We start from the raw sequence: 25,020 nt of genomic DNA on the forward strand, positions 1-25,020 counted from the left end.
GCCATTACTTTACTTTCTGCATAAAACAGGCCAAAACAGGCACAACCGGCAAATCAGGTAGCCAGAAGGGATCAAGAAGTTTGGGACGCCTCCGTTTCAAGAGAGGGTGCGGGATCAACCAAGGGATAAGGTAAGGCAAGTCGTTATCCGGCTTGCCAATAGGCCTTAGTGCAGGGGGTAAGCAGCACGGAGTCTGCGGATGGATCGACTAACTCTCTACAGTCGATAGAGTAGTCAGGTACTAAAAAGTGATGGGCCGTTGCCCTAACAGGCGATGGCAGAGTCCAGGTCGAAGCCCGCCTCGCGCATCTTTGCCAGCTTATAGCGCAAGGTTCGGGCACTGATGCCCAGCTTCTCTGCCGCTTCCTTTCGGCGGCCACGCTGGTCCCGTAGCACATTAATAATGACCTGATATTCGTGACTCTTCATATCCTCACCGAGTCCCGCCGCCATACTGTCAGTAGAGGTGGCTGGCGCCGCGCCGGCCATCGCATCAGGTTGCACAGGCACCCCACGGGGCTGAACGGCATCCTCCTGGGCCATAGCGGCCTGCGGGATAACGGGATTCTGGTGAAGAGGTTGCGACAGGGGCATGGACGTGGCCAGGGTGGACGCAATACCCGGCAAGCAGAGATCCGCTACGGATATAGAGCTACCCTGATGCAAAATTAACGCTCTTTGAACCGCGTTATCCAGCTCCCGAACATTGCCAGGCCACTGGTGGACCAACAGCGCCGTGCAGGCCGAATCATCCAGTTGCGGCGCGGGTTTTCGCATTTTTTCACTGTGCACCTGAATCAAACGGCGTGCCAGCGGCACAATATCTGCCGTCCGTTCCCGCAGCGGTAACCACTGCACGGGGAATACACAGAGTCGATAGTAGAGGTCTTCACGAAAGCGCCCTGCGCTCACCTCACCCGCCATGTCCCGGTTGCTCGTAGCAATCACCCGCACATCCAGCGACAGGGTTTTACGCCCCCCTACACGCTCAACTTCACGCTCCTGCAGTACTCGCAGCAACTTAGCCTGAAGTCCCAGGTCCATCTCCGATATTTCATCGAGTAAAATGGTACCGCCATCGGCCAATTCAAACTTTCCCGGGGCGCTGTTATAGGCTCCGGTAAAGGCTCCCTTTTCATGGCCAAACAGGGTTGCTTCCAGCATATTTTCGGGAATTGCAGCGCAATTTATCGCCACAAACGCTCTCCCTGCACGGGAGGAGTTTTGATGTATATAACGAGCCAAAACCTCCTTACCGGTACCACTCTCACCTGAAATCAGTACCGTCGCATCGGAACCTGCTACCCGGCGGGCCAGGGCCAGAACCTGCTGGCTACTGGCCTCCACCGCGACCGGTTGATCGGTACCCGAGCCCTGCTCGCCCACCAAAACGCGCTTGAGCAGGGCTAGCAACGCATTGGGCTCGAAGGGCTTGAGTAGATAATCAACCGCCCCCTCTTTCATGGCATCGACTGCCCGATTTACACTGCCGTAGGCCGTCATAAGCAGCACGGGTATCTGAGGGTGCTCGTTTTTTATATGAGCCAATAACTCATGTCCATCCATACCGGGCATATTGACATCGGTGATCACCAGATCGAAATGTGACAGCAGCAACTGCTTAATAGCTTCCTCCGCACAATCGGCGGCGCTGGCCTGATAGTCTGCCAACTCCAGGGTATCGAGCAATGCCTCACGTAGATCGCGATCGTCTTCCACCACCAAAATGCGAGCAGATGTCATAATAATGTCTCCTTCGGAAGATCGCCCTGAGGCTTAACCGCAGGTATCTCCTGTTTAATAGGGAGGCTAATCCTTGCACAGGTGCCCTCTCCTGGAACCGAATCAATACCAAAATCCCCTTGGTGTGCGCGGGCAATTGAGCGCACTACGGCGATGCCCAGCCCGGTTCCCTTGGGTTTAGTCGAGAAAAAAGGCTCTTCAAGTAACTGCCTGGTGTCCTGATCAAATCCGGGTCCCTTGTCGGTGACCTCGATATGCAGCTGCGCGTCTTGCTGCGCCAGTGCAACACGAATCACAGCACCTTTACCCGCCGCTTCCACCGCGTTGTTAATCAGGTTTTGCACCGCGCCAACAAGCGCATCCCGATTGCAATAGATCTGCGCAGTAGGGCGACATCCCAGCGTCCACTCCAGGCTTGAGGCCGATGACTCGATAACAGGCTCCGCACCCTGGCGTATCTCATGAACCAGTTGGCGGACATCGATCAGGTCCGACATCGGCAACTCACCGCGGGCAAAAATCAACATATCCCGCACCTGCTGTTCCAGGTTACGCAAGCGCGACATCAACTTACCCGCAAAGCGTTGTTGCTTGTCCGGGGCCAGCCCTCCCTCTACCAAATGCCCACCATAGAGCATCGCGGATGAAAGCGGCGTACGGATCTGGTGGGCAAGAGAGGCGACCATTTTGCCCATGGCCGAGAGCCGTTCATGGCGGCTTAGCTGCTGCTGCAAGCGTCTCGTTTCGGTAAGGTCCGAGATTAATATCAATTGGCCCGGTTCCTTTTCAAGGGACCTTAAGGCGACGCTGACCAGACGCCCGTCCTTAAGCGATACCTCATGACCATCGTGTCGCTTGGGGGCAAAGCAACGCTGAATAATGTCCCGCCACAACTCCCCCTCCAGCGGTTCGCCCAGCAGCTCCGCTGCAGCGGGATTGCTACGCCGTATACGCCCCTTACCATCGAGCACCACGACCCCCGCAGGAAGCAGGTGCAGCAGACTCTCGAGTTGACCGGCAAGCTGCTCTTTCTCGGTCAGTTCCTGAATCCGCTGCTGGCTCTCCGAGGCCAGCTCCTGCTGCAGTACCTCGACCCGGTTCTCCAGCATTTGGTAAGAACCGGCTAACTGCTCAGACATCTCGTTAAATTGACGAAACGCAGACTCCAACTCCTCGCGGGAGTTAATGGGCTGCATCAGGCTGCTGATTGACTCTGAAAACGTGGTACTGCTGTTTCCGACCACCGAAGAACCACCCGCCAGGGTCTCACCCAGCAAAGATTGCGCCGAGATCACCGGCTTTCGCGCTCCCCCCCTTGGGGAGATCGAACCTGAAATCTGCTTGAGTGGTGCGGACATTATTGACTCCCAGCCTGTTCAAATAATTAGTAACGACAAAAAAACGTTACCCGAACAGCATTTAGCAAAAACCATGCCTACAGTCTTTTTTGCAACAATTTCAAGTTGTTGAGAGAGGAAAGGCAACGCTCAACAGGAGGTACGACAATAGTTTGACGGGCCGATCTCGTGAAAAAACAAACGGCCCCTGCGGGAAAAAGGAGGTGATGATAAGGGTGGGGTAAAGCGAGTTCTGAGATAACAGAAAGGGGTGGGGCAAAGCGGGGTGCGCGCCCTCACCGCCGAGATCAGGCCCCGTAGCAAAGTGAATACCTACCAGGACCTCTCGGCTCTAGTCGGTGCTACCTTCTCGACGCTGAAGGCCATACTTGCGCATTTTTTCCACCAAAGTGGTACGCCTGATATGCAAACGTTCAGCGGCACGGGCAACCACATGATTACTATCGTCCAGCGCCTGGCGAATCAAGCTGCACTCCAGATCAGTCAGGTACTGCTTCAAGTCCAGCCCGTTGACTGGCAGCAGGGCCGGGCCATCTGCCAGCGGAGCCTGAGAGCCAGACTGACCCGCAAACATCTCGATAAGGTCAGCATTGGTCTCCTCCCCCTCATCGATATGACGGAACTTTTTGGGCAGCTCCATGGCACCGATAACCCCATAGGGGTGCATAATCGCCAAGCGCTCGACCAGGTTTGCCAGTTCGCGAACATTACCCGGCCAATCATGGCGACAGAGGGACATAATCGCCGCAGAGTTAAAACGAATCGACCCGCGTTTCTCATTTTCCATGCGAGAAATGAGCTCATTCAACAGCAAGGGGATATCTTCGACCCGCTCTCGAAGTGCTGGCATCTCGATGGGAAACACATTCAGGCGATAGTAGAGATCTTCGCGAAATGAACCCTCTTCAATCATCTTTTCCAGATCGCGGTGAGTGGCGGTAATAATACGCACGTCACTTGGAATCGATTTACTGCCACCCACCCGCTCGAAGCTCTTTTCCTGCAATACACGAAGGATCTTGACCTGCATATGCAGCGGCATATCGCCGATCTCATCGAGGAACAGGGTGCCGCCCTGAGCCAACTCAAAACGACCTACGCGGGTGGAGATCGCCCCGGTAAAGGCTCCTTTCTCGTGACCAAAAAGCTCCGACTCAAGTAGCTCGCCGGGAATCGCGCCACAGTTAACCGGCACGAAGGGGCCATTGCGTCGATGAGAGCTAAAGTGAAGATTGCGCGCCACGACCTCCTTCCCGGTTCCGGATTCACCGGTAATCAACACCGTGACGTCCTTATCCGCGACCTGGGTCATCATCTCCCGAACCGTCTGCACCTGACGGCTGGTACCCACTAAGGAACGAAATAGCTGCACCTCACGCTGCACCCCTCGACCACGGCTCATATCAAACTGTTCACGGTAGACCTGGGCACGGTGCAAACTGTCCAACAGTTTGTTGTAGCTTGGGGGAACCTCAATAAAGGCGATCACTTGCTGACGTAGCTCTTCGTCAACCTCCTCAAGGCGAGACCGATCCCCCAGCATCAGCACGGGCACGCCCTCATCCCACTGCTTAATCTGCTGCAGGACAGGGTTAAATCCACTCGCCACATCACCCAATATAATAGCGGTGACATCCGGCTTTTCATCGGTTTCTTCCAGGCGCGGAAGCCAGTCGGAGCCACTACAGCCCAGAGCCTCTTCACCCAGAAAATCGAAAATCACCTTAAGGTGTTGACGACGCTCGTCATCCTCATCAATCAACAGCAACTTGATATCTCGCCACATAATGCAGGCGCACTCCCTTAATGGCCAAAACGGGGCTCATGACGCAGTATGGCTCCAGAGTTTGAAACCCTGGGTAGCTACGCGACATTTCCCTGAAATATTAGTCAGTTACCACTACATTGTCACTAAATGAGGACAAAAATTCAATTTTTTGACAGTGACCCGCATCAACGTGGGGACACATGAGAGAAAAAACAGCTATAAGGGGGTGAAGCTTAGAAAAATCCACGAGAGTAATACCGGGAGGCTAACGCTGAGTATAGGCCCTTGCGGCCTGCCCCCCACGGCGCGCCTTGGTTAGCTCCTCGCGCAAATTATCACGGTGCTGCCGGCAGCGATCTACCAACGCCCCGTATGACTGCTGCAGCTCCAGCAGGGCCTGGGCCAGCTCGGGCTCATCTTGCAGCCTTGCCTTAAGAACTTGCTCGTCTCCAACGGCAACCAATGCCTTACGACACTGGTCATCCAGCCCGGACAGCGCTTCCCAATTTTCCTGGCTTAGCGCACCCCGTATCTGTTGGCACAGATCCTCAAGCTGCGTCGCGGTAGTTGAAGCCGGCATCAAAAACTCCCAGAACTAAAACAAAGAGCCGTGGTTACGGCTCTTCCCAACGCTGAGTATAAGACGAATGACTCCTCACAGCGAGGTCTAACGGACCCGCTATTCCGTTAGTTGGCCTGGTCAGCGATGCCGTCCCAACCCTCTTTAATGTTGATCATCAAACGAGCCACCTCATCGATTATTTCAGGGTCTGAATCGCGGTTCGCTTCGAACAGCCGGCCCGTCATGTAGTGGTAAAGCGCATTCAGATTTTCAGCAACCTCTCCGCCCTTTTCAAAATCCAGTACCACCTGCAAGCCTCCGATGATAGCGATTGCACGGCTCAGGGTTTCACTGCGTAACGCATCATCGTTACGGGCAATCGCCCCTTTGGCCCGCGCCAGGCGTTCGAGACAGCCCTCCATCAACAGCTGGATAAGGCGATGCGGCGATGCATCGGTCACGCCGGTCTCGGTACGCACACTCTGATAACTCTGGATGGCTACTGCGCTGTTCATAATAAGGCCCGCTGCATTTTAATGATTAGATACCCAATGTATCGGCGCTCCCCCTGAAGACTTTAAAAATAATCGATAAAAAGATCTACCCTAGATCGCGATGTAGCGAGTTTTCGCCGTAGGGGCGCTTTAATGGCAATTCGGTGCGGCGTGAAGCATGGCATTATCGCCGCATAACCAAGCCTACAGGTACAAAAAAGGAGGCGCTCGCCTCCCTTCAATGACACAACAACGATGACGAACTACTTGGCCTTCATCTGCTCGGCAACCCCATCCCAGGCATCGCGCATATCACCCAACAGGTTACCGACCTCTTGCAACGACTCAAGGCTTTGATCCAGATGAAATTCGCCCAGCTTACGGGTCATGTAATCGTACAAGGCATCAAGATTTTCGGCGATCTCCCCTCCCTGATCCTTGTCCAGCGCCGCCTGCAAAAAACCGATAATGGTGACCACGTCACCCATCAGCTCACCACGCCCGACGACGTCTCCCTCTTGGTGAGCTACCTGCGCCCGCTCCAGCTTGCTAATCGCAGTATGCAGCAGTAATCGCACCCGCTCGTAGGGAGGCACCTCATTATTCAACTCAACAGACTTGTACAGGTCGCTAGGTGTAGTGGACATCAACAATGTTCCTTATTGGCTAAATGGACAAAATCGATCGCAACCATTAAGTGCGGCCGCGATAACTAAACAGTGATTAATCGTCTTTGCTCTGGCGCACTACTCCTGGCAGATTTTTCAGGGCACCGGTGATGTATTCAAGCGTACCATTATACTGACCGACCATTTGATCCATGGTATTGAACTGATTATTCAGCCTCTGCTCAAGCTTGACGAGGCGCAGATTTAACGCTTCACGATCATTATCGACACTACTGAGCCGCTCATTCAGGTTGTCTACCCGCTCCTGCAAAATGTTTGCCGGCCCCTCATAAGGGTCAATCACATCGGTGAGCCTTCCCATCAGACCATTTTCACCGGCAAAAAATTCCGCTACACCGGCAACGTCATCGTTTAACGCCGCCCCAAGAACGGCATCATCCACCTCCAGTTTACCCTCTTTGGTGGTGGTAATACCCAGGTCAGCCAAAAAACTAAACGCCGCGCCCTCATCGCTCGTCGGGTTAACCAATTGCGCACGCAGCTGGCTAACAAGATTACGCACCGTAGAATCCCCGACCAGTGGACCCGCCACCGGCGCCTTATCGTCACCCCCTACAGCCACAACTGCAGTAAGCTCTTTGGTGACATCAATCAGGGCATTGTAAGCCTTCACAAACTCATCAACTTTGCTTCGAGAAGCTCCGGCGTCAACGCTCACAGAGGCGCTGACGGTGTTTCCTGCAAGCACATCCTCGGCGCTTTGTGCAGCTTTGAGGGTAAATGTCACTCCCTCAATCGCATCGGCAATCGTATTGCTCTGACGGGTCACGGTTAATCCATCAATCTTTAGCAATGCGTCCTGGGCAGCATTTAACTCTCTGGAACCGTTCCCGGTGACCGGATCAGGATCATAGACCAGATCGAAAATACCAGCATTGGGGTCAATGGCGGTCCCCTGCTCATTACCATCGTCGTCTTTAACCGTAATGGAGAGCTGATTATCGGTGCCTGTTTCACCGCTGGACAGCACCAGCCGGGCACCATCATCGTCGGTGACAATGGTAGCTGAAATGCCTGGGTTATCCTCGGCACTATTAATCGCATCGCGCAACCCTTCAAGGGTATTGTTGTCTGCGGTCAAGGTAATGTCGAACGATTCCGAACCCTGCCCCAAAGTCAGGGTACCGGTACCAATAGGAGTAGCGGTATCAACAAAAGCCTGGGTTGCAATTTTATGGCTCTCGGCCAAGCGCTCAACCGCAATATCATAACTCCCCGCCCCCGCAGTTTTATCCGCGCTTAGGGTAAAGAGCGCATTATCGCCGCTGCTGGCGAAACGTCTATTGAACAGATCCGGGTCGTTTAGCTCATCAAGCGAGCTCTTGAAACTGGAGGTAGCGCTCTGCAATTTGCCCAGGGCAGAAATTGAGGTAACGGCTCGATTCTCAGCACGATCCAGTTGCGCAGACTTGGGGGCTCCATCAGCGTTGACCAACGCGCTCACAATGGAGGGAATATCGAGACCTGAATTAATACCTTGAATTGACACGAACCTAACCTCGCTGGGTAACGACGACGCTTCGCCGTCACTCTTCTGACGTTTTTACAGCATTTCGGGTCTCTATCAACCCACCTATGCCCTTAACCCCAAACAAGGCAATTCCTATGCCATTCTGAGCCATTATTTTATTATTCGCTCAGAAAAGACCAAAGCCCGAATAAACTCAGGCTTTGGCTTCAAACAACAAACTACGAGCTTCGGAGAGCCTCTCTGCCAACTCCAACGCCTCTTCGGAGGGGATCTGGCGGATCATTTTACCAGTTTGATAGTCGGTCACCTGAACAACAACCTGGCCGGCTTCTTCGTCAACCTTGAAGCTCAAGTCACGACGAATATTCTGGACAAAATCATTAAGGTTGGATACCGCCTCGTCCACCTGCACTCGGCTGGACTCCTGAGCTTGCTGCTCAGCCTGAGCCTCGTCGGTTTTCCGCGCTTGAATCTTCTGCATCGACTCGGCGGCTTGAGCTGCCTGAACAGAAGGCTCGGTCACCGAAGCCTGCTTGGCGGCGCTTTCCGACCTCGCTTCAGTGGCGATTCGGGTTACGCTCAGTGTGTTATCAATATTCATAACTCACCTCTTTGCACCGTATTTAAGCGGACGAGGAAGAGGAGAATAACCCTCTTCCCGTCCAGTCTAGCGCAAAGCGCCCTATTAACCCAACAGTGACAGAACAGCCTGTGGCAACTGGTTAGCCTGTGCCAGAATGGAAGTACCTGCCTGCTGCAGCACCTGGTTCTTGGCCAGCTCTGAGGTCTCGGCCGCGTAGTCGGTATCTCTGATCCGGCTACGAGCTGCTGAGGAGTTCTCGGATATATTCTGCAAGTTGGAGATAGTGAATTCGAAACGGTTCTGAACCGCACCGAGATCCGCCCGGTTAGCATCGATACCCGCAATCGCCGCATCCAGTACACCAATGGCATCCTGAGCACCCTGCTGGGTACTAATGTCAATGGTATCAACGGAGGTTAGGGTAGAGGTAGCTGCTGTGGCGACACCATCGAGTAGGGTATTAACACTAGCGGTCAGCTGGAAAGAGGCGCTGGACTCAAAGCGCACATTACCAATCGCACGTGTAGAGTCGGCACCCTCATCGGTCAACGTAACCGCTGCCTGGGCTGTGTCAGTACCAGAATAGGCCAGACCCTGGACATCAATAGTCGTACCTGTGGCCGCACTATCGGCGAAATCGGTGATTACAATATCCTCACCAGCCTCACTGATCAGCTCAATTCCGGCATTGTTATTCACCAGAGTCGCTGCAATACCTGTGGTGCCTGACTGGGCGTTAATGGCCGTTGCCATGTCTCGCAAGTCAGTCGCGGAAGAGATAATTGCCGCAACCGCCTGCCCATTAAGGGTAAAGGTAAAGCTACCGGCCGCACTCAAGTTCTCCAAACGAGCACCCGTACGGGCATCGGCAGAAACGCCAGTGGTTCCGGTTTCCGCGTTGACCGCAGAGGCATAATCAGCAGCAGAGCCTGCAGCAGCAATGGTCGCAGCCGAAGATCCATTGGTACCGGTTATGGTCAATGTACCACCGGTAGTGTTGTTCGCAACTGCTGCCGCGTTCGCAGCAAGAACTTCACCATACTCACCGGCGGCGGCATAGCTAATGTCATGGCGGTTAGCACCGATATCAGTCGCACGAGCGGAGTTGATAGCAACACCAATGGTTTCGTTGGCGTTGGCGCCCACTTGAAACTGCTTGGTACCGAAAGAGCCATCAAGCAACTTCAGACCACCGAAGCTGGTGGTATCGGCGATCCGGTTCAATTCGGACTGCAACTGGGACACTTCTGAGTTCAGCGCCTGGCGCTCTGTCGCGCCATTACTGCCGTTGGCAGACTGGAGGGCCAGATCACGCATACGTTGAAGGATATCAGTGGACTGAGACAATGCGCCTTCAGCGGTCTGAGACAGAGAGATACCGTCGTTGGCGTTACGTACCGCCACGTTCAGACCATTAATCTGGGAGGTCAAGCGGTTGGAGATCTGCAGACCTGCTGCATCGTCTTTCGCGCTGTTAATCTGGAAACCCGTAGACAACCGCTGCATAGAGGTGTCCAGGGCACTGGAAGACTGGTTGAGGTTACGCTGAGTATTCAGCGAGGCCACATTGGTTTGTACTGTTAAAGCCATGATGTTATCTCCTGTTTATCCCGTGCCTGGACGGCCCGGTTAACAACTTGCCATGTGGCAAGGGTTTATTACTACATACACCCTCTGTATCGGCGCCCTATTGGATGACTTTAATAAAAAGTATGATTTTTTTAATGCAATTTCTTTTTCATTGTATTTCATAGAGTTATAGCTACAGCAGGAGCCTACTCCGCCTTAGGCCACGCCAAAACGCCGATACTCCAACGCCCTTGGGACGCTGCAACCGGCAAAAACCACTACAACCGAATGGCGTCCCAATGGGGTAATCGCCAAGGCATTCGACTATCCCCTCCGAGGAGATTGGCAAGGATATAACGCGCAGCACAAGGAGGCCCTCCTTACGAGGAAAGGCACGATCATTAAATCCATTTTGCTAAAGCTATTCGCCGCAGGTGTGCAGGCACCGGATCAAGAGAGGGACGATCGCGCGCTTTGCCAGGCCACCACGGCCTGCCCCCTCTTGCACTATACATGGTCGGTGCAGATGATCGGGCAGCAGCGGGTACTTAGCCCCCCAACAGATACGTGCGGCATGATCACTGCTACCGCCTCAGGGGCATTACTTTAAGAAAGGGAACCAGAGCATTGGGGAGCGCAAGCCAAGTGCATGCACACCCGCAGCGCGACTACGCAGGATCAGGCACTGCCAAAACACCAATATCGAATCGCGCTGGGAGCGCGCACGCAGCAAACGCTCCAACGCTCCTATGAAGAAGCGGTTACGCGGGATCAGGCATTGTCAAAACACCACTACCCAATCCCGCTGAGAGCGCTCTTAAGGTCCGCTAGGCTACTGTCCAAGCAACGATAGTACGGCTTGTGGTAACTGATTCGCCTGCGCCAGGATGGAGGTGCCCGCCTGCTGTAGCACCTGGTTCTTGGCCAACTCCGAGGTTTCCGCGGCGTAGTCTGTATCCTTGATACGACTACGAGCAGCGGCCGAGTTTTCAGAGATGTTCTGCAGGTTAGCGATGGTGAACTCGAAACGGTTCTGAACCGCACCAAGGTCCGCCCGATTGGCATCAATACCCGCAATCGCCGCGTCCAGTACACCAATAGCATCCTGGGCACCCTGTTGAGTGGTGATATCAATCGTGTCGACTGAGGTCAGGGTAGAGGTGGCAGCCGTGGTGGCGCCATCCAGTAGCGTACTGACACTTCCACTCAGCTGAAATGCCGCACTGGACTCAAATCGTACGTTACCAATAGCGCGGGTGTTTCCAGCGGCGGTTTCAGTCAGCTGAACCACCGGCTGGGCAGTATCACTTCCGGAGTAGTCGAGCCCCTGAACATCCAGGGTGGCCCCATTATTGGTCGACTCAATAAAGTCGCCAATAACGATATCATCGCCCTCTTCATTGACTAACTCTATGCTGGCATTGTTATTGGTTAACGTCGCCGCCACCCCCGTAGTGCCTGACTGTGCATTGATGGCTGTCGCCAAATCTCGCAAATCGTTGGGGGAGGAGATAATAGCGGCAACCGCTTGCCCATTAATAGTCAACGTAAAACCGCCTGCGGCTGACAAATTTTCAAGGCGAACAGCAGTCCGCCCATCTGCCGACACACCTGTTGTGCCTGTCTCTGAATTAATGGATGCGGCGTAGTCAGCGGCGGAGGTCGCCGCGCCGATAGTAACAATAGCGGATCCATTGCTACCGGTCAGCGTGAGATCACCACCGGTCGTATTGTTGGGCACTGCCGCAGCATTGGCCGGAAGAACCAAGCCATACTCACCTGCCGCTGCATAGGTGACATCGTGTCGGTTAGCACCGATATCGGTAGCTCGCGCAGAGTTAATCGCAACACCGATGGTTTCATTGGCGTTGGCACCTACCTGAAACTGCTTGGTACCATAGGAGCCGTCCAGCAGTTTCAAGCCACCAAAGGTGGTTGTATCGGCAACGCGGTTGAGCTCCTGCTGTAGTTGGGACACTTCAGAATTCAAAGCCTGGCGCTCGGTAGCACCATTACTACCATTTGCAGATTGCAGCGATAGGTCTCGCATCCGCTGCAAAATATCCGTTGACTGCTGCAACGCCCCTTCAGCGGTTTGCGAAAGTGATATTCCATCATTTGCATTACGTACAGCAACATGCAGACCGTTAATCTGCGACGTCAATCTATTGGAGATCTGCAAACCAGCTGCATCATCTTTCGCACTGTTAATTCGATAGCCGGTGGACAACCGTTGCATAGAAGTGTCCAGGGCACCGGAAGAGTTATTGAGGTTACGCTGGGTGTTCAGCGAAGCCACGTTAGTTTGTACGGTTAAAGCCATGATCCTTTCTCCTCTCAATCCGGCACCCTGAAGGCCCCGTTAGCAGCATGCCCGATGGCTGTCAGCTGCACGATTACTTGCTTTTTTTTGGCGTATCTTCGCCTTCAAGAGTAATTGAGCATATTCTATGCCAACTTGATTTTGCCGCTTTCAGAACGCAGAAAACCACTGACTGGACAGCCAACTGAATGCCGGGGCAATGTTTTTTAGATTGGGGGACGATCTAAAGTCTGTTGAACAGGGAGAGACCGCTGATCTTAACGAAACTCTGCTGGGCGGCTTCCAGAATAATGCTCTGGAACGAAAGTCGCGACAGTGCTTCAGCGTAGTCCAGATCCTCAAGATCGGACTGCAAAGACTGATTTATAAGCTTTACATCTTCGTGATTGCTGCGCGTGGATTCGATTACATTCAAACGTGAGCCAATTTCAGACCGAGTCTCAAGTAATGTCGTGTGACCATTATTGATATTTGAAATATTAGTACCAACCCGAAAAATCGTTTCCCAACCACCCGTTGGTGTAGCTTGGGTGGTGCGCAAAGTTTGCGCCAGACCCGCTACACTATCGAGCAGTCCAACCCTCTCCTGACGGTTAATATCAAACTGATCACCTGCCGCCGGCGTGCCGGCAACGGCAAACTTTTGCCCCATAGCGGCAACGGTTACCTCAAGATTGCCGTCTCCATTGATAACCACATCGCCAGCAGGTATGGCCACACCCGGGGCAGGATTGTTAGCGTCGATAAGAGATACGTCGTACCCCGATGCCACACCCGCATTAGGGGTAAAGCTCAACGAAGCCTGCTGTGGCTGTCCTACCAGGGTATCAAAATAGGCATCGAACTGCGCACTATCCAATAGGTCACCATTGTTGATCACCGCATTGCCTGAGTTCGGCACACCTGCGGCAGTTAGTACCCGGGTTTCGTTAGGGATATCGACAAAAAGCTGCTTACCGTTATCATTGATCGGCAGGAAGGAGGAGCCGGCTATTTGCACCTCTCTCTGACCTTCATCACCACTGTAAACGTAAGTGTTGTTGACAGAATCGAAGCTGAAAGGGGGCTGCTTTCCCTGGTTCCCACCAAAAATATATTCGCCACGCGAGTTGCGGGAATTCAGCAGATCCAGCATCTCGTCGAGCCGCTCCTCCACCTCAACAGCTAGTGCCTGCTTGTCTGAGGAATCCTGGGCACCATCACCAGCCTGAATAGCAATCTCTTGCAAGCGGAAGATGATATTCTCCACACCGGTCAGAATTGACTCTTCGGTTTGTAAGCTACCTTCGGCTGCATCCAGGTTGGCGAGATACTCATCCAGCCGCCCCCGCTCCTGTGCAAGCTGCAGCAGTCGTGTCGAGGCTACAGGATCATCGGCCGGCGTCAGCAAGCGCTTGCCCGACGAAACCTGCTCCTGGGTTCGGGTCACGTCATTGTAGTTATTCTGTATGCCGCTGACGCCACTGTTAAACGTCTGAATTGATGAGATGCGCATCGCCTGTTACCTGCTTAGTATTTCGCTCATTAATAAAGCCTAGCGAAAGGTATTAATGAGGGTATCAAAAAGAGATCGGGCTACTGAAATCACCTGCGCTGACGCATTATAGGCATTTTCAAAGCGGATCAGGTTGGCGGCCTCTTCGTCCATATTAACCCCGGAGAGGCTATCCCGTGCATTCTGCGACTGGGTCAGTATGGTCGTCGCTGCCTGAGAGTCCACGCGAGATTGGGCCGTGCGTGTACCTACCTTCTCTACCAGCTCACCATAGGCGTCGGCATAGTTTACGCCGGCACCGGAAAGTGTTGTCGGCTGATTTTCCAGCTCGACCAGCTTCAGTGCATTGCGGTTATCGGAGCTGCCATTCTGGTTAAACTCGACGGTAAAACGGTCACCCGCCATAGGGCGCCCGGTAATATCCATCGTGACCTGATAGGTATTACCCCCACCGTCAGTCACATCAACGGTAACCGCGTTGGTTTGACCCGGCACAATGGGGTTCGGCACAGCAGTGATGGTCAATCCATTGCCGCTGTTATCCACGAAGCTGAAGTTCTGGGTATCGGTAAAGACAATATCGAAGGGCTGGTTGTTCACAACATCCGGCGAATTAAAGGGCGACACTACCTCTGGCTGGCTGATCGCGCCACTACCTCGGTTGGCGAGATCTGAAACGCCTCTTAAGGGTGCAGCAAACGCCAACTCTTCCGGCTGTTGCAATACCTGCTCTATCTGCTCGGCACCTTCGCGGGTTGGGGTTACGTAAAACCGTTCACCGGCAGTAAAGCCATTGTTGGTTAGGTTTATCTGAAAGCCATCGGGAGATACCACCGATGCCGTAGAGGGAGCAACGGGGATGACACCTGCATTTTGCACCCCATCCGATAGCCGGGTCAGAGTGTAGTTGGTAGGAGAACTGAACTCGAGACGATAATCGCTAAGAGTGAGCTGTCCCGCATTGGTGATTTCAACCTCCAGAGAACTGGTCGCTGCGTTGGTGCTGGGAAACACCCTCTGCTGCATCAAAACGGGATCGTTAATATCCCGAAACAGGTTGGCCCCAAAATTATCCGACAGGTCCAGGCCTTCCGACAGCTGCTGGTTCATGGTATCGGCAAATACGATAGCCAGCCTCCCGATCTCATTAAAGGCCGGGTCCAGCACCTCATCCCGGTAACGCAATAGCCCGGTTAGTTCGCCGCCCGTCAGCAAATTGGTAATGGCCTGGGTCGATGTTCCGTCGGAGAGCACAATATCCTGGCGCAGGGGGTCGTTGGCACTGGGTACTACGCCCAAAGTATTGACCTGTGCTCCAACGATCAGCGGCTGGCCAGTACCAACAAATACGTTGACCGTATTATCATCTTGCGGAGTCACCGTAATACCGACCAACTCAGCCAGGTCGCGCAGCGCCTCTTCGCGGGCATCGTGCAGATCATTAGCCGGGGTGTTGTTTACCTCGGCTTTGGCGATGGCGTCGTTATAATCCCCTACCGATTGAGCAATCCGGTTGATCTGGTCGGTGACGGTCCGGGTTTGCTGGTTCACCAAATCATTTTGCTGGTCAAGACGGTCATTTATCGTATTAAAGCGGCTAGCAATTCCCCCGGCTTCCGTAAGTATTAGCTGCCTTGATGGGATGCTGGAGGGGTCTTCTGCACCAGTTTGTATCGCTTTGAAAAAATTGGTAATAGCCGGGGTTAATCCGGTAGTGGTATTGGCCAATAGGGAATCCAGCTGCTCAATTTGCTCACGAAACGCTCCCTGCTCGGCGTTTACAAAGGTATTTTCGCGCAGTTGGCTCACCAGAATATCGCTGGTGATACGGCGAATGCTGTCAGTTTCGGCACCGGAGCCCAAAAAACCGACACCGACATAGAGCGGAGTGGTCGCGACCTGAGTGGCCTCCTGGCGCGAATAGCCACTGGTATTAACATTGGCGATATTGTGACCCGTTACCGACAGCGAAGTCTGACTAACGCGTAAGCCACTTAATCCTATGTTCAGTAGATCAGCCATATCGAATTTCTCGTCATCTACTCTGTATCGGCGCCTATGGGACCAAATTGAGTATTTTGTTAGATCGATTCGTTATGATCGATCTTTCCGGGCAGCAACTGCTGCGCTTGTTGCTATTGCCAGTCGTCAAACAGTTCATTGCTGGCAATATTCAAAATCTTATCGGCGTAAGCGGGGTCGGTTGCGTAGCCCGCCTGCTGCAAGCCGTTCAAAAACTGTCCCGCATCCCCGCCATGGTCCAGTGCGACCTGATAGCGTTCGTTCTGCTGCAAGAAGGCGAAGTAATCATCGAAGCTCTTTGCAAAGGAATCATAGGAGCGGAAATCAGCCTGCTCCTTTAGTGCAACGCCCTGACGGTATTCGGTCGTGGTAACCCGAGCACTGTCGCCCGACCAGCGGCTATCGGCCTTGATGCCAAACAGATTAAAGCTGTTACTTCCATCTTCGCGTTGAATCATCTTCTGCCCCCAACCCGTTTCCAGGGCAGACTGGGCCACAAGAATTTTAGGCTCAACCCCCAACTTACTGGCAACTTCCCGAGCATAGGGCATCATCTTGCGGATAAAGGCTAATGGGGAGTCGATCCGCTCATCGGCTTTTGCCGCAACTGACCGGGTGTCGCTAACACTGTTTGCTCCGCTACCGGGCACCTGCTCGGCGCCAGCTCCTTGCTTAATACCCGCTTTTTCCATCATCGACCGAGCCAGGGCGTCGGCAGCCTGGTTCTGAGGTTGATGGATAAAACGATCGCGGCCTGCGCCTCCCCCGTTGCCATTACTGCTCCTATCAAGCTGGCGCATCAACACTTCAGCCAATCCCATACCGCCACTTTCAGCAAGACTGACGGACATCTGGCTATCGAGCATGTCTCGATACATTCTGCTTTCGCTGCTACTGAAGGGGTTGTCCTCTTCGAATACCGCGTTAGCATCGCGCATACTCTTGAGCATCATGCTGATAAAGAGCGATTCAAACTGTTGCGCAACCTTTCTCAGCGCCTCCGGAGACTCCTCCGCCGATGCGTACTTAAGGTTCTGCAAACTGTTGAGATCGGTGTAAACCTGCGCACTGGCAGAAGCGCCAACTCCGGGATGCGTTAGAGAAAGATCAGAGCCGCTCATCAGATCACCACCAACTCAGCACGCAGGGCACCCGCCTGCTTAAGAGCTTCCAGTATGGCCATCAGATCTCCCGGTGCAGCACCTACCTGGTTCACGGCCTGAACGATTTCAGCAAGGGTCACCCCGGGCTGAAACAGGAACATCTTGTTGTTCTCCTGCTGCACGTCGATGGTGCTCTGCTGGGTTACGACGGTTTCCCCTGCACCAAATGCATTGGGCTGGCTGACCTCGGCCTCCTCTGTAATAGAGACCACCATGCTGCCGTGGGTTACCGCTGCTGGAGACACCCTCACATTCTTACCAATGACAATGGTTCCTGTACGCGAGTTAATAATCACTTTAGCCGCAGACTCGCCGGGTAATACTTGCAGGTTTTCCAGCACCGACATATAGGTCACCCGCTGCGACGGATCCCTAGGCGCCGCTACCCTTACCGAACCACCATCCAGAGCCTTTGCAATACCTGGCCCCATCAACTTATTGATCGCTTCGCTCATTCGCTTTGCTGTCGTGAAGTCGTAGCTCTTAAGATTCAGTGTCAGGTGATTGGTCATAGCAAACGAGGATGGAACACTACGCTCAACGATGCCCCCACTGGGAATTCGCCCCGCTGTGGGTACATTGACGGTTACCTTGGAGCCATCGGCACCGGCTACCCCAAGACCACCAACCACCAGGCTACCCTGTGCAAGCGCATAGACCTTGCCATCGATCCCTTTAAGCTCGGTCATCAATAGCGAGCCACCGCGCAGGCTTTTAGCGTTGCCCAGCGCAGACACCGTGACATCAATAGTTTGACCCGGCTTGGCAAACGGCGGTAAGTCCGCATGAACGGCGACCGCGGCGACATTTTTGAGCTTGGGGTTACTGCCAGGAGGCATTTTGATACCAAACTGTGCCAACATGTTTTTGAAGGTCTGGATGGTAAACGGCGTTTGGCTGGTTTTGTCACCACTGCTATCGAGGCCCATCACCAACCCGTAACCAACCAGATGGTTACTACGCACTCCGGACACATAAGCGATATCCTTGATGCGTTCCGCATGGGCGACTCCTGCTGCTAAAACCAGCAAAATTGCCATTACGCCATGTTGTAACTGTTTCATTATCACAACTCCACCCCTAGAACGGGAACATCGGGCTATTAAAGAGTTTTGCTAACCAGCCCGCGTTGTTTGCATCAGCGAGACTCCCTGTACCTGCGTAGCTAATGCGCGCATCCGCCACTCTTTGTGACGACACGGTATTGTCAGTATCAACGTCATCGGGTCGTACTAGCCCTGTTATCCTGACGTATTCATCACCCTGATTGAGGGTTAACCATTTCTCGCCACGAATTTTTAACAGTCCATTGGGCAAAACTTCCGCTACCGTCACGGTAATATTGCCACTGAGGCTATTGCTCTGACTGCTGGAAGCCTCACCATCACTTGAACGCGTTGCATCCAGGCTGGCCGCAAGGTCGACGCCAAAAATATCTTTAAACGTTTTTCCAAACGCGGTCGGCTCGCTAATGGTTGCTGTAGAGTTCTTACTAAAATCAGTATCCGCATCCTTCTGCGCCTGGGTTGATTCATCCAGCGTTACGGTGATCACGTCCCCTACTCTGTAGGCTTTGCGGTCATCATAAAGCGACACGCCAAACCCGGTCTGGTACAGAGATCCGCCATTAAATTCCGCTGCAACAGGCTGCGCAGGATAGATCGGCGCAAACACGGGATCATTAGGCTTGGGGGGAGTTGACATACATCCTCCCAACAGAAAAAGCCCGATTATTGTCAAGATCCTGAGTTTCATAGCTGACACATCCTCACTCAATCTATTACAGATTTTGGGTAACAAACTGCAGCATACTGTCTGCCGTTGATATCACTTTGGAGTTCATCTCGTAGGCGCGTTGGGTGGTAATCATATTGACTAGCTCCTCCACCACATTGACGTTGGAGTTTTCCAACGTACTCTGCTGAATACGCCCTAATCCGTCTTCTCCGGGAATCCCTTCACGAGGTGAACCACTGGATCCGGTTTCCAAAAACAGGTTGTTTCCAATGGCTTGCAGGCCACCTGGGTTGATAAAATCAACCACCTGGATCTGACCGAGATCCTGCGGTGCCGGATTGCCTGGCGTAGTCACGCTCACGGTTCCATCTTCACCTACCGTAAAAGATAGCGCGTCCTCGGGCACGGTAATGCCCGGCTCTATTGGGTGGCCATTGACGTTGACCACATCACCATCCTCATTAAGATGAAACTGGCCATTACGGGTATAGGCGATAGTGCCGTCGGGGGTGAGTATTTGGAAAAAACCACGGCCATTAATCGCCATATCCAGCGGTTGGTCGGTGGTTTGCAAACTACCTGCAGTGAATATTTTCTGCGTGCCCGCCACTCGAACCCCGGATCCCAACTGTAAGCCTGTAGGCAGCGTCGTGTCCTGGGAAGACTGACCACCGGGTTGGCGCTGAATCTGATAGAGCAGGTCTTCAAACTCTGCACGATCCTTCTTGAATCCAATGGTGCTGACGTTAGCCAGGTTGTTGGAGATCGTGTTGAGCTGGGTATCCTGCGCGCTCAATCCCGTTTTACTTACATATAGTGCCGGTTGCATAATTCTCTTCTCCCCGCGAAAGCGACCGCTTCCGCTTTACCTCTGTCCGCAAACCACGTTGCTGGTGTTTATGTCAAAAGTCCGTCAGTTGTGCAGACATTTACTAGCTCTGCAAAAGTCGTTCCACTGATTTCTGATTCTCTTCCGCCGTACTCATCATCTTGACCTGCACCTGGAACTGCTTGGACAGGCTCAACATGGAGATCATCTCGGAGACAGGGTTCACGTTACTGCCCTCAAGAAACCCTGGCTCAATGGTGACGGCCGCATCGGGCACCACGTTCTCTCCGTCGCTCACCCGGAAGAAGCCATCACTGCCCTTCTCCATGCGCCCTTTTTCCGGATTTACCATCAGAATGCGATCAACTTCCGCCAATGCATCGGGTGTCTCCCCTGCCCCTTGAATCGTAATGGTTCCATCGGGGGCGATATCCAGCTTTGTAAATTCCGGCAAGACGATAGGGCCAGCGTTACCCATGATCGTCAGGTTTTCCGAATTACGCAGAGCTCCGTCGGGGTCCACTCTCAGCTTGCCGGTACGGGTGTATACCGTTTCACCTTCCGGATTCTGTGCGGTTATCCAGCCCTCGCCGCGCAAGGCCACATCCAGATCTCGACCGGTTGGGGTGACCGTACCGGACGCAAAGTTGGTGCCTGGATTTTCGGTCATCGCGTAGGCGCGGGTGGGATGAGTTTCACCAAATACTGGCATCGAGCGCGCTTGTTCGAAGTCGCTCTTGAACCCCGTCGTGTTGACGTTAGCCAGGTTATTGGCGTGGACGGCTTGCCCAAGCATGTTCTGCTTGGCGCCGCTCATTGATATAAATAGTGCTCTGTCCATTTCGCGTTACCCTGTAAGGAGCGGCAATCGTTTGCTGCTCGGTTCTCTTACAGGCAATAGAGCAAGGGCTGTGCCTGTTTTAGACACCAACCCAAATAAATTTATATCTAATTGTTTTTTAAGCATTTAAAATTGTTCAGAACATTTAAAATACGAAGGCATTTATTCGATAGCAGGCAAAGCGGCAAGGGTTTACCGCAACGATATAGGGGGTTGCCGCAACCGCCGGAGTCTGATGCGCAAGGGGATTGAAGTGTTTATCCGCCCACAAGGAGAGCCAAAGCAAAGGCAGTGAAAGGCCCGGTGACACCGGGCCTTTCAATCAAAGAGCAGGAGCAGGCCTACGCTAGATATTGAGTATGGTCTGGGTGACCGCGTCGGAGGTCTCAATGGTCTTGGCGTTCGCCTGGTAGTTCCGCTGAGCAATAATCAGGGCGACCAGCTCATCGGACAATTCAACATTGGAGGCTTCCAACGCACCGGCTTGCAGGGCTCCCAAGGTTCCTGAGCGTGGCGTACCCACCACAGGACTACCAGAGACAAAGGATTCAGCCCACTCCGTTTTGCCCAGCGGACTCAGCCCCTCGGTATTGGCGAAATTGGCAAAAACCACCTGACCCTGGGTACGGCTCTGACCGTTGGTGTAACGAGCAAACAGAATACCCTCATCGGATACCTCGAGGCCCGCCAACTGTCCGGTGCTAAAACCATCCTGGGTTACGCTGGTCACCGCAAAGGAGCTGGAAAACTGGGTACTGCCCGTCAGATCAAGATCATACCCTGTCGGTGATGTGGCACCGTTTTGGGTTCCGGAACTATCCCGGGGCTCCCAGCCAGCCAGTACAACAGGAGTACCCGCGGCAGGCACCGTAAGTTGCCCAGCAGAGTCAAAGGTTAATGCCTGGGTGAATGGGGCAAAAACGTTGGCGGCTGGGTTATCCGGTGGCGGCGTGCCATCGGGCAAAGTACCGTCAAAATCCCGCCCATCAATAAGAACGGTCATATCCCAGCTATTGGCACCGGTCTTGACGAAATACTGGGTTTGAATATGCGAGTTACCCAATGAGTCGTACACGTTTACCGATGTTGCTGAATTATAGGTCGAGGGATCAGTAGGGTCGAAAGGTGCTATGGCAGGCACCAGATCGCTGGAATTCAGGTTTACTGTCTGATCCACCGTACCGGTCGCCTGGGGCGACTGGTTGGTGGTGTCGATCTGCAAATCTGTCAATACTCCAGTTAGAATTTGACCGGTTGAGTCGGCCGCATACCCCTGCAGGTTCTTGCCGAAATTATTGACGATAAATCCGTTTTTATCGGTACCGAAATAACCGGCTCTGCTGTAGGTAGCCTCACCGTTATTATCGAGGACAAAGAAACCGTCACCGTTGATCGCCATATCCAGACTATTGCTGGTGAAGTTGATACTGCCCTGGGAAAACTGCTGGCCAATGTTGGACAGCAGTACCCCACTGCCGGTGGCGTTAGCGGCGGTACCCAATGTTGATGCCGCATAGACATCGGCAAACTCCGCTCGGGAAGACTTAAAGCCGATGGTGCTAGCATTGGCGATATTGTTACCGGTCACCTCCAGCTCATTGCCCGCAGCGCGAATGCCACTCAAACCGATATTAAAAGCCATGATTACTCTCCTGATCGCTCGCTGAGCGAATTACTCTTTGATCATCTGCACGTCGGACAGCAGGACCGAGCCCAGACCATCCAGATTCAAAATTACATCCCCGGCACCCTGAGCCCCGAGCGTGATACTGTTCACATGGGCCGGCAATACTGTGGGTACCTGTTGGGACTGGCCGTCAATCAGGGCCATCGCTTCGAAGCGATATTCTCCGGTCGGCATAGTGTTGCCGCTACCATCCTTGCCATCCCAATCAAATTCGATATTGCCCTGGGCCTGGGTACCCATTGGCAGCTGCCTCACCAGGTCTCCATTGGCACTGTAGACATTAACCGTCAGGTCAGGTGTGGAGGCTGGCAGCACCACCAATCCATTACTCCCTCGACCGGTCTCTACCTGTGTCTGCTCCATTCCTACCATAACCGTTCTGCCAACCAGGGAAGAGGCTTGTAGCGCCTGGCTAGACTGCATCCCGGCGACAAAGTCCTGCATGGAGCTGTTCATACTTTCAACACCTTCTACGGTACTGAATTGGGCCAACTGTGCGATAAACTCACCGTTTTCCTGGGGTTCCAGCGGGTTTTGATTGTTCATTTGCGCAACCAGCAGCTCAAGAAACTCGTTCTTCCCCAGCTCATCGCTTTTCTTCTGGTTTTCCTGCGCGTTGGTGATGGAGTACTGATCCATCACAGACGGGCTGGCAACACTATTCAGGCTCATCACTCTCTCCTTACTGCCCCAGCGTGAGGACTTTCTGCATCATTGATTTGGCGGTATTCAATACATCTACATTGGTCTGGAATGAGCGCGACGCCGAGATCATATCCGCCATCTGCTCAACCACATTCACATTGGGGTAGTAGACATACCCCTCTTCATTGGCCATCGGGTGATTGGGGTCATAGCGGGCTTGCAGCGCTTCCTGGCTCTCAACAACCCCCATAACCTGAACACCGGCTCCGACGGCTTTAGGCTGGTCCTCAAATAAGGAACCCTCCTCCTGAGCGTCATTCATCGCGTGGGCAAAAACCGGATAACGTGCCCTGTAGGTTTCATCGATGCTGCTACTGACGGTTTCGGCATTAGCGATGTTGCTAGAGGTCGCATTAAGACGAATGGATTGGGCGCTCATACCAGAGCCTGCGATTGAAAATACATTAGCGAGAGACATAATTATTGACCCCGAATAGCAGTGCTCAAGCCTTTAAACTTGGCGTTGAGAAAGGTGAAGCTGGTATCAAATGCGATCTTGTTTTGGGTGAACTCTGCAATCTCCCGCTGCGTATCAACGGTATTGCCATCAATAGAGGGCTGGCTAGGGACGCGATACTGCAATTGGGTCTGCGCGGTCTCATCAATAAAGCCGGAAACGTGCTGGGAGTGAGTCCGTTCCAAGCCTTGCTGCCCCTGACGTTCCACGGCTGACACCTGCTGCTTCATCACGGTGGAAAAATCCACATCACGCGCCTTGAAGCCAGGAGTGTCTGCGTTGGCAAGATTGTTGGCGAGTATCTCAGCGCGTTGCGCACGAAACTGCAGTGCTGCTGGGTGGATGCCTAGGGCATTGTCAAAACTGATCGCCATGGTTTGCCTCGTACTGAATAGGTTGTCTTCAGAACTGTAATAGCAAAGCACATGCCACAATTATTTATCTTTATTTTTCAATAGGTTATAAATAAAACAACCGAACAAAAAGAGAAAGCGGCAAGCATTCACCGGCTAAGCGGCAAACCAAAAGAGGTTCTTTGCCGCTTTTTTAGTGCATAGGGTCAGGGGGGGTGACAGCTCAGGGGGAAAACGTACCGGGATCGGCGCAGAGGAGGATTGGGGTAAAAGGTTTGAGCGCGATCATTCGCACTCAAAAGTGGCGACTACTTGGCGATGTACATAATACCGGGACGGCACTGCACCATTTCATAAAGGTGTGAAAGCCCGTTCAACGCTTCCGACGCACCCAGAAAAAGATACCCACCCGGCTTAAGGGTTGCGTGGATTCGAGTGAGGATATCCCGTTTGAAATCCGCAGAAAAATAGATCAGCACGTTGCGGCAGAACACGATATCGAATTTGCCGAGGGTGACGTAGCTATCCTGCAGGTTAATCGCTCTGAAATCGATTCGCTGTTTAATGTTGGGTTTTACCTGCCAACGTCGCCCTTCCAGCGGGATAAAGTGCTTTTCCAAACGCTCGTCAGAGAGCCCGCGACCCAACGCCAGCGAGTCGTACTCCCCGAGTTTGGCTTCGCCCAGCACCTTGCTGGAAAGGTCCGTAGCGACGATCTGCACCCCACCTCGTAATTGGCCAAGGTTGGTGCGTTCAAACTCATCGATGATAATACTTTGCGAATAGGGCTCCTGGCCCGAGGAGCAGGCGGCAGACCAGATCCGCAGCCGTTGCCCTGGAAAACGCTTGGCGAGGTCGGGGAGAATGGTCTTTTTCAGCACTTCGAAAGGATAATTATCACGAAACCACAGGGTTTCGTTGGTTGTCATCGCGTCAACTACCTCGCCTTTCAGGGGGCCTCGCGGCTGGGCGTTGACTCGTTTAACCAGTTCGCTAAGGGATCCGATCTCATGATTGGCAAGGATTTTCCGCAGCCGACTTTTAACCAGATACTCCTTGTTTTTTCCCAAAACAATGCCACAGGCTTTTTCGAGAAATTCACTAAAAACCTCGAAATCTCCAGCCGGTGACGCACTGGCTCTGCCCTGGGTTAGTCCGATATCGGCCAACG

22 protein-coding genes are annotated in these 25,020 nt (G+C 53.3%); all 22 read right to left on the reverse strand.

The features are described 5' to 3' along the window. Nucleotides 1-264: 264 nt before the first annotated feature. Nucleotides 265-1,743, reverse strand: coding sequence for a sigma-54-dependent transcriptional regulator (locus ACP3PW_RS15275; protein ID WP_426417593.1), 1,479 nt, complete (start codon nucleotides 1,741-1,743; stop codon nucleotides 265-267). Next, complete coding sequence (locus ACP3PW_RS15280; protein ID WP_426417594.1) at nucleotides 1,740-3,101, reverse strand: sensor histidine kinase; 1,362 nt, start codon at nucleotides 3,099-3,101, stop codon at nucleotides 1,740-1,742. The genes ACP3PW_RS15275 and ACP3PW_RS15280 overlap by 4 nt, the downstream gene beginning before the upstream one ends. A 331-nt stretch (nucleotides 3,102-3,432) precedes the next feature. Next, on the reverse strand, nucleotides 3,433-4,887 hold the full coding sequence (locus ACP3PW_RS15285; RefSeq protein ID WP_426417595.1) for a sigma-54-dependent transcriptional regulator: 1,455 nt from the start codon (nucleotides 4,885-4,887) through the stop codon (nucleotides 3,433-3,435). A gap of 247 nt (nucleotides 4,888-5,134) precedes the next feature. Beyond that, on the reverse strand, nucleotides 5,135-5,449 hold the full coding sequence (gene fliT / locus ACP3PW_RS15290) for a flagellar protein FliT (RefSeq protein WP_426417596.1): 315 nt from the start codon (nucleotides 5,447-5,449) through the stop codon (nucleotides 5,135-5,137). 107 nt (nucleotides 5,450-5,556) lie between these two features. Next, on the reverse strand, nucleotides 5,557-5,946 hold the full coding sequence (fliS, locus tag ACP3PW_RS15295) for a flagellar export chaperone FliS (protein ID WP_426417597.1): 390 nt from the start codon (nucleotides 5,944-5,946) through the stop codon (nucleotides 5,557-5,559). A 242-nt stretch (nucleotides 5,947-6,188) separates the two neighbouring features. Beyond that, a complete protein-coding gene (gene fliS, locus ACP3PW_RS15300) occupies nucleotides 6,189-6,572 on the reverse strand; it encodes a flagellar export chaperone FliS (RefSeq protein WP_426417598.1) in 384 nt (127 codons plus the stop codon). Nucleotides 6,573-6,648: 76 nt separating this feature from the next. After that, nucleotides 6,649-8,103 (reverse strand): flagellar filament capping protein FliD, encoded by a 1,455-nt coding sequence (gene fliD / locus ACP3PW_RS15305; RefSeq protein ID WP_426417599.1) that lies wholly within the window; start codon nucleotides 8,101-8,103, stop codon nucleotides 6,649-6,651. A 175-nt stretch (nucleotides 8,104-8,278) separates the two neighbouring features. Continuing rightward, entirely contained in the window at nucleotides 8,279-8,686 is a 408-nt protein-coding gene (locus tag ACP3PW_RS15310; RefSeq protein ID WP_426417600.1) for a flagellar protein FlaG, read from the reverse strand. Between the two features lie 84 nt (nucleotides 8,687-8,770). Further along, nucleotides 8,771-10,258 (reverse strand): flagellin, encoded by a 1,488-nt coding sequence (locus tag ACP3PW_RS15315; protein WP_426417601.1) that lies wholly within the window; start codon nucleotides 10,256-10,258, stop codon nucleotides 8,771-8,773. Between the two features lie 811 nt (nucleotides 10,259-11,069). Then, the gene (locus ACP3PW_RS15320; protein WP_426417602.1) at nucleotides 11,070-12,560 is read right to left on the reverse strand and encodes a flagellin; all 1,491 of its coding nucleotides are present in this window, start codon (nucleotides 12,558-12,560) and stop codon (nucleotides 11,070-11,072) included. Nucleotides 12,561-12,783: 223 nt separating this feature from the next. After that, nucleotides 12,784-14,055 (reverse strand): flagellar hook-associated protein FlgL, encoded by a 1,272-nt coding sequence (flgL, locus tag ACP3PW_RS15325; RefSeq protein ID WP_426417603.1) that lies wholly within the window; start codon nucleotides 14,053-14,055, stop codon nucleotides 12,784-12,786. A 39-nt stretch (nucleotides 14,056-14,094) separates the two neighbouring features. Then, a complete protein-coding gene (gene flgK, locus ACP3PW_RS15330; protein WP_426417604.1) occupies nucleotides 14,095-16,077 on the reverse strand; it encodes a flagellar hook-associated protein FlgK in 1,983 nt (660 codons plus the stop codon). Between the two features lie 113 nt (nucleotides 16,078-16,190). Further along, on the reverse strand, nucleotides 16,191-17,198 hold the full coding sequence (flgJ, locus tag ACP3PW_RS15335) for a flagellar assembly peptidoglycan hydrolase FlgJ (RefSeq protein WP_426417605.1): 1,008 nt from the start codon (nucleotides 17,196-17,198) through the stop codon (nucleotides 16,191-16,193). Then, nucleotides 17,198-18,304, reverse strand: a complete 1,107-nt coding sequence (locus ACP3PW_RS15340) for a flagellar basal body P-ring protein FlgI (protein ID WP_426417606.1) — start codon at nucleotides 18,302-18,304, stop codon at nucleotides 17,198-17,200. The genes flgJ and ACP3PW_RS15340 overlap by 1 nt, the downstream gene beginning before the upstream one ends. A 16-nt stretch (nucleotides 18,305-18,320) precedes the next feature. Then, nucleotides 18,321-18,995, reverse strand: a complete 675-nt coding sequence (flgH, locus tag ACP3PW_RS15345) for a flagellar basal body L-ring protein FlgH (protein WP_426417607.1) — start codon at nucleotides 18,993-18,995, stop codon at nucleotides 18,321-18,323. A gap of 25 nt (nucleotides 18,996-19,020) precedes the next feature. Then, a complete protein-coding gene (gene flgG, locus ACP3PW_RS15350; RefSeq protein WP_426417608.1) occupies nucleotides 19,021-19,806 on the reverse strand; it encodes a flagellar basal-body rod protein FlgG in 786 nt (261 codons plus the stop codon). Nucleotides 19,807-19,909: 103 nt separating this feature from the next. Then, nucleotides 19,910-20,647, reverse strand: a complete 738-nt coding sequence (locus tag ACP3PW_RS15355) for a flagellar basal body rod protein FlgF (protein WP_426417609.1) — start codon at nucleotides 20,645-20,647, stop codon at nucleotides 19,910-19,912. A gap of 346 nt (nucleotides 20,648-20,993) precedes the next feature. Next, nucleotides 20,994-22,289: a flagellar hook protein FlgE gene (gene flgE / locus ACP3PW_RS15360; protein WP_426417610.1), complete on the reverse strand. Its 1,296-nt coding sequence runs from the start codon at nucleotides 22,287-22,289 to the stop codon at nucleotides 20,994-20,996. A gap of 30 nt (nucleotides 22,290-22,319) precedes the next feature. Continuing rightward, nucleotides 22,320-23,006 (reverse strand): flagellar hook assembly protein FlgD, encoded by a 687-nt coding sequence (locus ACP3PW_RS15365; RefSeq protein ID WP_426417611.1) that lies wholly within the window; start codon nucleotides 23,004-23,006, stop codon nucleotides 22,320-22,322. Nucleotides 23,007-23,016: 10 nt separating this feature from the next. Beyond that, nucleotides 23,017-23,457: a flagellar basal body rod protein FlgC gene (flgC, locus tag ACP3PW_RS15370; protein ID WP_426417612.1), complete on the reverse strand. Its 441-nt coding sequence runs from the start codon at nucleotides 23,455-23,457 to the stop codon at nucleotides 23,017-23,019. A 2-nt stretch (nucleotides 23,458-23,459) separates the two neighbouring features. Continuing rightward, complete coding sequence (gene flgB / locus ACP3PW_RS15375; protein ID WP_426417613.1) at nucleotides 23,460-23,870, reverse strand: flagellar basal body rod protein FlgB; 411 nt, start codon at nucleotides 23,868-23,870, stop codon at nucleotides 23,460-23,462. Between the two features lie 287 nt (nucleotides 23,871-24,157). Further along, nucleotides 24,158-25,018 carry a CheR family methyltransferase gene (locus tag ACP3PW_RS15380; RefSeq protein WP_426417614.1) on the reverse strand — a complete coding sequence of 287 codons (861 nt, stop codon included), beginning with the start codon at nucleotides 25,016-25,018 and terminating at the stop codon, nucleotides 24,158-24,160. Nucleotides 25,019-25,020 lie beyond the last annotated feature (2 nt).

This window comes from Aestuariirhabdus sp. LZHN29 (genome assembly GCF_049985285.1).
Lineage (GTDB): Bacteria > Pseudomonadota > Gammaproteobacteria > Pseudomonadales > Aestuariirhabdaceae > Aestuariirhabdus.